This is a genomic window from Streptomyces sp. NPDC057428, from assembly GCF_042803195.1.
In the GTDB taxonomy this organism is placed as follows: Bacteria; Actinomycetota; Actinomycetes; order Streptomycetales; family Streptomycetaceae; genus Streptomyces.
The window spans coordinates 1-9,546 of sequence record NZ_JBHVCT010000139.1; the positions used below are offsets into that span (position 1 = coordinate 1).

Genomic DNA, 9,546 nt, shown 5'->3' on the forward strand with positions numbered 1-9,546 from the left:
TCACTTTCGGCCCATGCAGCATCACCGAACCCGCTGACCAGGCACTTCGCCGCATCGGACCCTCTAGACCAGCCGAATTACGCGGAACGCAGGACATCACCTCGGCCACTATGTCGCTGTACTCCTACTACTCGGCCACCTGTGCCACCACCGGGCCGGCGACCGAAGTGCGGCGGATCACCACCCCCCTGGACACCACCACCGTCACCTGGGCCACCCGCCCCTCCACCACGGCGACAGGCGCGGCGAACAACACCGGACACTGGGGATACGACGCCTCCTGTCCGGCCAACTGGTCGAACTGGACGTTGACCAGCATCGTTCAGGCATGGGCCGACGGCACCGCCAACTACGGTGTCCAGGTCAACAGCACGGACGAGAAAGACTCCACCACCTGGCGCCGCTTCCGCTCCGCCAACTACACCACCGCAGGGTTCGCTCCTAAACTGGTGGTCAACTACAACTCCTACCCCGGCCAGGCCACCCTGGTAGCCCCGACGACCGGAGCGGCGACGAACGACACCACTCCGACGCTGCAGGCCAAGGCAACCGATGCTGACGGCGGCAAGCTGACCATGCACTTCGAGGTGTGGAACTCCGCGGCGACCACGATGATCGCCAACGGTGACTCCGCGCAGGTGGCCTCGGGTTCCACCGGCTCCTACACCACCCCCGCCCTGCCGGCAGGGACCTACAAATGGCGCGCGCTGGCCCGCGACGCAACCGACGGAAGCAAAACCTGGCCTGCATGGAACACCCTGACCGTCGACACCACCAAGCCGGCATCGCCCGCCATCTCCTCGACCGATTTTCCGGCAGGGGTATGGTCTGGCACCCCGGACGACATGGGCGACTTCTCCGCCGACTTCACCTTCACACCTCCCGCCACCGACGCGGCCTCCGTGGTGTGGACCCTGGACGGCGCAGCCCCGCACACCCTGCCCACCACCGGCGCGAAGGTGACGGACGCGATTACCTTCCGCGCGGGCAAGCACACCGTGAGCAGCACCACCCACGACAAGGCCGGGAACGTGTCGGCGCTGACGACATATGTCTTCTACGCCGGCTCCGGGGCTGCGCTGACCAGCCCGGCTGACGGGGACACTCCAGCACGTCGGGTGACTCTGGCCGGTCAGGGCAAGCCGACTGAGAGCGGGGTCACTTACCAGTACCGGCGGGGTGAGGCCGACACCACCTGGCACAATGTGCCTACCACCGATGTCACTGTCGCCGCCGGCGGAGCGCCGGTCGGTGCGTGGCCGCTGAGCGCACCGGGCGGCGTTCCGGCCGCACTGACCTGGAACATCACCAGCACGCTGGTGGAGGACGGCGCGGTGGACGTGCGGGCGGTGTTCACCGACGGCACCACCAGTGACAACTCCCCCTCGAACACCGTCACGGTCGACCGCGACGCAGGCAAGGCCCCCACCACCGACGTGGGGCCAGGCAGCGTAAACCTTCTCACGGGCGACTTCTCCCTATCCAATACAGATGCCTCCGCCTTCGCGGTGACAGCAGGGCGCACCTTCTCCTCGCGCGCCAACGACAACGACACCGAGGGCCAGGCCCAGATCTTTGGGCCGAGCTGGACCTCGTCGGTCTCGGCTGACTCGAGCGACTACACGCAGCTCCGCAAGACCTCCGCCACCTCGGTCGAACTGCTGACCGGCGACGGCGGCTCGGTCGCCTTCACCGCGAAGTCCGGCGGCGGCTGGAAGCCGCAGGACGACTCCGCCGATCTGACGCTGACGGGCAGTCTGACCGGTTCGACGTTCACGCTCACCGACACCGATGCCGACACCACGGTGTTCACAAAGGCCGCGGTCACGGCGACGACCTGGACGCTGTCCTCGTCCGCCTCGGCGGTCGACGACAGCACGGTCACGGTCGCCTCGGAGACGGTCGTCTCCGGCAGCTCCACGCTGGCCCGCCCGAAGTACGTGATCTCGCCGACCGGCGCGGTCAAGGCGGCCATCTGCCAGGCCACTCCGACCGCCAAGGGCTGCCGGGTCCTGGAGTTCGTCTACGCTGACTCCACCACGGCGACCTCGAGCGTGCCCGGTGACTACCAAGGCCAGGTCAAGGCGATCCGACTGTGGGCCACCACCCCGAGTGCCTCCGCCGCCACCGCCGAGACCGTCGCCGCCTACGCGTACAACGCCTCCGGGCATCTGACCCAGGTCTGGGACCCGCGGATCAGCCCCGCGCTGAAGACGCAGTACACCTACGACGCCGACGGTCACGTCGCCACCCTCACCCCCGCGGGTGAACTGCCGTGGACGTTCACCTACGGCAAGGCGGGCTCCGCGCTCACCGCGGGGGAGGGCATGCTCCTCAAGGCGTCCCGCCCGGCCCTGGCCGCGGGCACCACGGACACCACGGCTGGCACGGCCACCACCATGGTCGTCTACGACGTGCCGCTGTCCGGTTCCACGGCCCCGTACCAGATGGACTCCGCCACGGTCGCCACCTGGGCGCAGAGCGAGCCACCGACGGACGCCACGGCTGTATTCCCGGTCGACTCCGTCCCGTCTTCCAGCACCGGCAGCGACCTGACGTCGTCCTCGTACGGCCGGGCCACCGTCACCTACATCGACGCAGGCGGGGAGGAGACCAACACCGCGAGCCCCGGCGGGGGCATCACCACCACCGAGCATGACGTGTTCGGTAACACCACCGACCAGCTTACCGCCGCCAATCGCGCGCTGGCGCTGAGCAGTTCCTCCGACGAGCTGACCCAGCTGGGCCTCGCCGACGTGTCCACGGCTGACCGCGCCCAGCAGTTGGCCACCGTCTCGGAGTACTCGGCCGACGGTACACGCGTCACCGAGACCTACGGGCCGCTGTACCAAGTGACCCTCGCCAAGGAACTGACCGGCTCCACCGGCGAGTCCACTCTGGCCGCCGGCTCGGTGGTCCTGGCCCGCACCCACACCGCGTTCACCTACGACGAGAACCGGCCCAGTGACGCGGCGGTCTCCGGTCTGCTCACCTCCAAGGTGGCCGGCGCGGCGATCCCGGGCTACGCCGCCGACGCCGACACCAGCACGGTGACCTACACCTACGACTGGTCAACCGGTCAGCAGAAGTCAGCCACGGGCGGCACCGACGTCGTCGCCACCTACGACAGCGCCGGCCGGGTGGCCAGCACCCGCACCACGGGCTCGTCGGGCTCAGACGCAGACACGCTGAACCACACCTACTACAGCGCGACCGCCACGGGCACCTGCGCTTCCGTGGAGTGGGACGGCATGCTGTGCCGGACCGTTCCCGCGGCGTCGATCAGCGGTGGCGGCAGCAACCCGTCCGACGCCGTCACCACGGTCTACACCTACGACCGCTGGGGCCAGGGCGCCACCAAGGCCGAGACCGCGAGCGGCGTGACCCGAACGACCACCACCACGGTGGACGCCGCAGGCCGCGTCACCAAGAAGGCTGTCACCGGCGGCACGGGCACGGGCACCCCAGCCACCACGACAACCTACGACGAGGACAACGGGCAGCTCGCCACCCAGTCCTCCAACGACCAGACCACCACCTACCACTACGACGACCTGGGCCGCCAGATGTCCTACGACGACGGCTCGGGCAACAACACCACCACCGCGTACGACATCCTGGACCGCCCGGTCAGGCGCACCGACTCGGCCCCGTCCACGGTGACGTACGCCTACGACACCGCCGGTGACCTCAAGACCCTGACCGACTCGGTCGCGGGCACCTTCACCGGCACCTACGACGCCGACGGCACCCTGACCTCCGAGACCCTGCCCGGCAGTTACGCGCTGACCGTGGACACGGACCCGGCGGGACAGGTCACGGACCGCTCCTACACCGCGTCCGACGGCACCACGGTCGCCTCCGACACCGCCGGCTACACGGTCGACGGCTACCGGGCCGGCCACACGCAGAGCGACGGCACCACCGTCCAGTCCGCCTACACCTACAACAACGCCGGCCGCCTCACCCAGGCTGCGGACATCACCACGACCGGGTGCACGACCCGTGCGTACACCTTCGACGCGAACGGCAACCGCACGGCGCTGACGAACACGTCCGACAACTGCAGCAGTACCGACGACGACGCCACCACGACCACGACGTCGTACACCTACGACACGGCCGACCGCCTGGTGAACAGCGGCTACGCCTACGACGCCTTCGGCCGCACCAAGACCGACGGCAGCACGGCGCTGGCGTACTACACCAACGACCTGGTCGCCTCCGAGAACGTCGGGACCAGCCGCACCGCCTGGGCCCTGGACGCAGCCGGACGCCTCGCCGTGCAGACGGCCCAGACCCAGGGCACGGACGGCACCTGGAGCACCGGCACCACCACGACCAACCACTACGGCGACTTGTCGGACAGCCCGGCGTGGAGTGTGACCGGCGGCACCGTCGCCCGTTACGTGCACGACCTCACCGGGTCGCTCGCCGCGACCACCACGGCGTCCGGCGGGGTGGTACTCCAGCTGTCCGACCTGCACGGCAACATCACCGTGCAACAGCCGCTGGACACGTTGGTGGCCACCACCGTGCGGCACTACGACGAGTACGGCAACGTGCTTGCCGACTCCCCGGAGGGCACCGGGTACGACTGGCTGGGCGCCTACCACCGCTCGGGCGACACGCTCAGCGGCTACACGCTCATGGGCGTCCGGCTCTACGACCCCACGACCGGCCGCTTCCTGAGCCGGGATGCGGTCTACGGTGGCAACTCCAACGCCTACGACTACTGCTCCGGCAACCCGGTCACCTGTCTCGACCTCACCGGTCTCAGCAAGCACAATTACAACAAGCACGGTTGGCACTGGTGGGGCTACGAGATGGACATGACCAACGCCCGGGGCTGGGGGGTGGTCAACCGGTTTAACGAGCGCGCGGGGATGACCGCGGTGATCGCCGCGATGATCGGCGTCTACGCCTGGGCGACGGGCGTGGGCGCGCTGGCCGCCGCGCTCGGTGGGGTCGTCTCCGCCTACTACTGGTGGCTCAGCGCCAAGCTCCAGTCGACGCTGTACAAAAATCCGCACCGGGGAGTGAAGCTCAAGATCAGGTTCGGCTACCCCAACGTGAGCAGGGAGTGAATGTGAACAGGGTTGTTGACTACACCGCCTTCGCCGCAGGGTGCGTCCTCATCCTGGCGGGCTGTGTCTCCGTCCTCTCCGGATGGGCGCCGTCCTTTCTGCGGCACGTCGACCGGCCCCGGCTGTTCGGCGCGTGGGCGCTCGGCCTCGGCGTCTTCTGCGTCACCCAACTGCCGGCGCTGCGCAGCGGGGTGACCCGGCTCGGCTCCGCCGCGATCGACGCCCGCGTCGCGCTGCTGCTCGTCTCGGCGGCGGCACTACTGCTGGGTCTCAGAAGGACCCGCGGTCAATAGCGGTCCTGCACGGCACTCAGGGCGCCTCCCCCACAGGGGAGGCGCCCTCCCGCGTCTCCGGCCGTGGGGACCAACGGAACAGCCAGTAACGCTGAGCACTTGATCACGGTCGTTAGCTGAGGTTCCCCGTGTTCGGGTGGGGCTGGGACTGGAGGCGTTCGCGGAGGTCGATCTCCTCGGGAGTGAGTGGGTCTTCTGGCAGACGGATGCGGACGGGCTTGGGCCGCAGCGGCAGGGCGTCGTCCGCCGCAGCGTTCTCGGCTTCGGCCAGGGCCCGGTAGAGCGAGGCGACCGAAGGGTTCTTGCCCGCGTTCTTACCGACCTTGATGGTGAGTTTCTTCGCAATCTCGGGGACGGGGACGCCCTTGTCCTTGAGAGCGACGGCGAAGGTGAGCATGTCGTCGTCGATGACCTTCGGGCGCCCGCCGTGGTTGCCCTTGGAGGCGGCGATGACCTGGCCTTCGAGGGTCTTCTCCCGGATGTAGTTGCGCTCGATCTGCCCGGCCACGGCGAGGACGGCGAAGAACATGGCACCCATGCCGTTGGGGTCGTAGATGCCGGTGAGCGGGCCCGTGAGGAGTTCGAGCTGGATGCCGCCGGCCTGGAGCTCGGCGGACAACGTCATCAGCTCGGCGGCGTTGCGCGCGAGGCGCTTGAGCTCGTGGACGGTGAAGATGACCTGGGTCTCGGGCGCGGCCTCCTTGAACTGGCGGGCCAGCGCGAGCGCCTTCTCCAACTCGGGCCGGACCCTGATGCGTGTGCTGATCTGCTCGGAGAAGATCTTGTGGCACTCCGCCCGGTGGAGGGCTTCGAGCTGGCTCGCCAGTTCCTGCCGGGCGGTCGACGTGCGGGCGTACCCGATCCGGACCGGCCGCTCGGTGCGGGGCGCGGGCACGATGGCGAGCGCCGCTCCCTGCTTCCACGCGCGGCCGGGGAGGCGGTCGGCGGGGACCAGGATTTCGAGTTCCTCGCGGAGCGCGGGGACGAGCACGAAGCGCGGGGTGTGGTACTTCGCGGCGGTCTTACCGCCCCGGGTGCGGCAGGCGCTGCCGGCCGGCGCGTCACAGTTCGGACAGTCGTGACGTTCTACCGCCAATGCGGCCTGATCGGGCGTGAGATCCATGACGGCTGTCCGGTGCCACTGAACCTTGACCGTTTGCCACTGAAGTTTGACCGCGTGGGACTCGGCTTGCAGGGCCGCAGCGCCAGCGTTCGGCGATGTTGCCCGGCAGGCGATTGATCCGCATGGTCGATCGCGGTGCAGGATGGGCGTGTGCTTCCTCCTCGACTGCTATGGCGTGATCCCCGGCCCATCCCTCGGTTCAACCGGCAGGAGCCGGTAACCGTGGTCATCAGTGATCCCGGCTGCTACGAACCAGCTGACGATGACGACTGTGCCGTATTCGGGTATATCTGCCAGGCGCATGACCGCCCCTACCAGCACGAGTCCTGTGGGGAAGGGCCGCACCTCATCGCCTTGAACTGCCAGGAGCACGGGCCGGAGAACATGTGGCCGCAGCCGCGAATGCTGCTGTTCCCGGAAGGGTTCGATCCCACGCTGAGCGACGCACAGTTGGCCTGGGTCCAGGCGGAGCACGACGCTTCCTAGGCACAGCCTGAAAGAGTGGGGCCGAGCGTCACCGGTCCATCTTCAGTGGCAAACGGTCAACGTTCAGTGGCACCGGACAACGGCAGTCTCTCAGAAGCGCCTCGCACAACATGCGAGTTTCGAGAGGGCTTTTGCGAACGGCGACCTGGGGAAACGTGATCGCTTCCGGGTCTCTCGCGGAACTCTCACAGACGTTCATTTATGAGAATGAGCGTGTGTGACGCCTGTGGCCCGAGGCTGCCGCACGCATGACGCGGTGTACGCGCAGACCCCCTGGGCGGGAGGCGATTCTCCGTCCGCGCCCCGCACACATGGCCCGGATCACGACCTGTCAAAATTTCTGACAGCAACACCGGTTTCCTGGTCCTTTCCTACTCGGACCCCGTGATCTCGCGGACGACCTCCACCACAGCGATCCGCGTCAACCGGGCCCCGCTGCGCCGCCTTGACCTCGTCGGCCCAGACACCCGGGGCGGGCATCGCCCACTTCACCTCGATGCTTGCGGCCCTCGCCTCCAGCCGCTCCTCGAGCGGCAGCGCGTGACGGGCCTTCCGTAGCCTTGGCCGCCGTCGGTGAGCGGCACTTCAGAGGCTCAAGATCAAGAACTGGCGGCCTCTGCGCTTATCTGGGTCACGCCCCTACTGGGGGATGCCTCAGACGATGGGCTGTGCCTGGACGTCGAGCATGACCGGCAGACCATCGCGTCCAGGGCCGTGATTACCGCTATTGGCGAGATGCGGGCGCAGGGCCTCAGTATCGGCGGCTGATGCTCTGCGCGCGAGGCTCAGTGCTTCCCTAGCGGTCCGGCCAGCGATTCGGATCGCCTGACCGGTGGCCTTCGGGTCCTTCGCCGCAGACCGTGCAGACGCCGGGGTACAGGAGCCCCTCGAAGTAGGTGTGAGGGAAGCCGCCGGGACCGTCGTATTCGCTCGCCGCGGCTTTCATACAGTCTCTGCCGCGCGAGCACCGGCCGCAGCAGTCGTGATCGGTCATATAGATGTGGTTGATCTTCTTGCTGCACCCCGTATGACTGCACACGTAGTAGCCACCTGCATGGTTGGTGTACATGCGGGTGACGGGTTCTGGGCCGGTGCTGTCGTCGAACTGGTCGGGGTTGTATTCGGTCTCGGTCTCGTCGGTGCTGGAGAGGAGGGCGGCGGCGACGAGGACGATGGTTCCGGCCACCGCAGCGGCCACACCCAGTTTGCCAGCGACCCCGAGGCCGTTCCATCCGTCAACGATGCGCCGGTGCAGGGACTTTTCCTCGTCGCTGTCTCCTGGCGTCGGGTCAGCCTGTATGTCCTCCGGCGAGGGTTCCGGGTAGGGCGTGGACTCGTCGGAGGTCATGGATCAAGCCTAGTGGTCGGCGGGTTCGGGGGGCCGGAGTTCGCCGAGGCGCAGCGCATGGCCGAGGAGGCTGAAGACCAGGCGCCGGTGTGTGGCGTGCAGGGCACACACGGTGGCGCGGCGCGCGACGAGGGGGATGGGGTGCCCTCACCATCACGGTACGGCTCTCGATCTACGTCACCCCAGCTCAGGGACGCCCCATCCGCTTAGCGTTGTTTTTTCGGCGAGAACTACTGGGACCCCTGACTCACCAGAGCCGTGATCCCAGGCCCCTCGGGACTTCAAGATCATTCCGTGGCCCCTTTTGGGCTTACCTCGGCGCTACCCCTTCAGTCGCTTCGGCACCCGACTTTGTGAGCGCTCCAGAACTCTCCTGGGTACTGCTACTCATGCGTCGCGCAATGCTGACGCCTACCGTCATATGCATGTTCAAGACCCCTGTACGTATACGTAGAGTCCGGGCCTCCGGGCGGCCCGTCCTGTATGCCGTCACAGGGCTCGTGATCGTGGCGCTGTCAGTCGCTGCCGTGGTGGCGGGGAACTTCGTGTGGAACGGCGCGCCGTATCCGTCGGCCGCCCCCGACGCGGTCGCAAAACGGCTCAAGGACCGGTCCGACGGGGTGTACGACGGCTTCGCGCTGCCCGAAAAGCACGCCGCGGGCTCGGGCAGGGTCGATACCGGCGCCTGCTACTACCGCGGGCTGAGAAGCATCGCCCATATTGACGAGGCACGAAGCGACGTCCGCAGCTTTGGACTCGATTGGAGCGTGCCCGACGTCCCCGAAGCCACCGCCCGAGCCGCACAGCGGCGCGTGCGCCACCGGCTGGTGCAGCAGGGTTGGAGACTCACCCACGAAGGCGACCGTGCAGGGGCAACCTTCCGCCAGCTGGGCTTCCGATTCGAAAACCCGGAAGGCGGCGACCATGTCGACGTTCAGTGGAACGACTCGACCACGACTCTGTTCATCAGCGTCTACGCCCCCTGTGGGCAGGTTCCCGACGGGTTCGTGGAGTACGGCTGGCCCGAGGCGGACTGGCAACCGAAAGAGCAAGCCGCTGGGCTTTGAAGGCCCCTCCGACTCCGTTGCTGAATTCGTCAGGTGGCGAGTCGGTAGCTGAGGCGTTCGAGTCTGCTGGTGCGGGGTTTGCGTAGTGGGTCGGTGGTCCACCAGGCGTCGAGCCGGACCACGTTGAGTGCGGTGGCGGAGA

General features: G+C 67.8%; 6 protein-coding genes. 4 read left to right on the top strand and 2 right to left on the bottom strand.

Going from position 1 to position 9,546, the window contains the following annotated elements; all coding sequences use genetic code 11:
• The first annotated feature begins 95 nt into the window (after nt 1-95).
• Together ACFU5K_RS29970 and ACFU5K_RS29975 are read left to right on the top strand one after the other, a co-directional pair.
• Entirely contained in the window at nt 96-5,087 is a 4,992-nt protein-coding gene (locus ACFU5K_RS29970) for a DNRLRE domain-containing protein (protein ID WP_384067281.1), read from the top strand.
• A 2-nt stretch (nt 5,088-5,089) separates the two neighbouring features.
• Nucleotides 5,090-5,380 carry a hypothetical protein gene (locus ACFU5K_RS29975; protein ID WP_384067265.1) on the top strand — a complete coding sequence of 97 codons (291 nt, stop codon included), beginning with the start codon at nt 5,090-5,092 and terminating at the stop codon, nt 5,378-5,380.
• Between the two features lie 112 nt (nt 5,381-5,492).
• Here the strand turns inward: ACFU5K_RS29975 and ACFU5K_RS29980 are convergent, their stop codons facing one another.
• Entirely contained in the window at nt 5,493-6,503 is a 1,011-nt protein-coding gene (locus tag ACFU5K_RS29980; RefSeq protein ID WP_384067268.1) for a recombinase family protein, read from the bottom strand.
• Between the two features lie 222 nt (nt 6,504-6,725).
• Between ACFU5K_RS29980 and ACFU5K_RS29985 the strand changes: the two genes are divergently transcribed.
• Complete coding sequence (locus tag ACFU5K_RS29985; protein WP_384067272.1) at nt 6,726-6,989, top strand: hypothetical protein; 264 nt, start codon at nt 6,726-6,728, stop codon at nt 6,987-6,989.
• 796 nt (nt 6,990-7,785) lie between these two features.
• Here ACFU5K_RS29985 and ACFU5K_RS29990 read toward each other — a convergent pair.
• On the bottom strand, nt 7,786-8,337 hold the full coding sequence (locus tag ACFU5K_RS29990; RefSeq protein WP_384067275.1) for a hypothetical protein: 552 nt from the start codon (nt 8,335-8,337) through the stop codon (nt 7,786-7,788).
• 425 nt (nt 8,338-8,762) lie between these two features.
• On the opposite strand from ACFU5K_RS29990, the gene ACFU5K_RS29995 reads away from it, so the two are divergent.
• Nucleotides 8,763-9,404: a hypothetical protein gene (locus ACFU5K_RS29995; RefSeq protein WP_384067278.1), complete on the top strand. Its 642-nt coding sequence runs from the start codon at nt 8,763-8,765 to the stop codon at nt 9,402-9,404.
• Nucleotides 9,405-9,546 lie beyond the last annotated feature (142 nt).

Excerpts from the sequence above, each read along its gene's own strand:
- ACFU5K_RS29980 (WP_384067268.1), bottom strand. The coding sequence starts at position 6,503 with ATGGATCTCACGCCCGATCAGGCCGCATTGGCGGTAGAACGTCACGAC.
- ACFU5K_RS29990 (WP_384067275.1), bottom strand. The coding sequence starts at position 8,337 with ATGACCTCCGACGAGTCCACGCCCTACCCGGAACCCTCGCCGGAGGAC.
- ACFU5K_RS29995 (WP_384067278.1), top strand. The coding sequence starts at position 8,763 with ATGTTCAAGACCCCTGTACGTATACGTAGAGTCCGGGCCTCCGGGCGG.